This window comes from Arthrobacter sp. AQ5-05 (genome assembly GCF_003287975.1).
Taxonomy (GTDB): Bacteria; Actinomycetota; Actinomycetes; order Actinomycetales; family Micrococcaceae; genus Paeniglutamicibacter.
The window spans coordinates 1-847 of the sequence record NZ_QMKQ01000090.1 but is presented as its reverse complement, the minus strand read 5'-3'; the positions used below and the strand labels follow the sequence as shown (position 1 = coordinate 847).

General features: G+C 63.9%; 1 rRNA gene. It reads right to left on the bottom strand.

Annotated elements, in window-relative coordinates:
- Positions 1 to 771: 771 nt before the first annotated feature.
- Positions 772 to 847, bottom strand: a 5S ribosomal RNA gene (rrf, locus tag DQ353_RS22785); the annotation flags it as partial.

The window sequence follows — 847 nt, the reverse complement described above, 5'->3', positions numbered from 1 at the left end:
GCGCCGGTGGCCATCAGCGCGGCGTCCCGAAAGCCGGTCAATTCCGTTGCCGCCCATGGTCAGCGAGACTGCCGCAAGTGGTCAATTTCAATTGCCGTAGACGGGCAGTTTTAGACTGCCGTTGACACGTGGAAAGCCACCTGGGGTTAAGCTCCCTCCAGCGTTGGCACATGTCCTTCAAATTCCACGGCAAGGATGAGTTGGAACCGGCCTCGCTCCAAAAGCGTAGCTGCCGCTCACCGCCGGAACTCATCGCCCTCGTCGAGGGAATCGCCCTGAAGCAGCTGCGCCGCATCACGGCCACACCCAGGCAAACTCCGTGCCCCTCCAGCGTGCGTGGCCGCCGGCGGCTATCTAGCGTGGCGGGGCATGGCAATTGCCCTGGCTTCAAGTCGGTCTTCAGTACGCATCTTCCCATGAGCACCAGCAATTGCCTCCTGCGGTCACCGGTGCTGGCAGGGGCATTCTCAATCCCCAGCACCCGAAGGTCACGTCAGATTGCCGCGGATGAAATGCAGTCAGGGTGCCGTTGGAATGTGGAAAACCAGATCCTGGCGCCACTCTGGCCGCATGGGTTGTCCAGGTTCCCGAGTGTGCTGGCCGGGTGGCTCGGCGGCTATTGTTGCGTGTGTTGCCGGCCCGGGGTCGGGGTCGGGCGTTAACGGGGTGCGGCCCCCGGCGGGTGCCGGGGGCCGCAACGGGCGCCGCCTGGTTCGGGCGTTAAACATCGGAACCCCTGAACAATGATGTTCAGGGGTTCCGGGACGGATTGTCCGGCGGTGACCTACTCTCCCACACCCTCCCGAGTGCAGTACCATCGGCGCGGTGGGTCTTAGCTTCCGGGTTC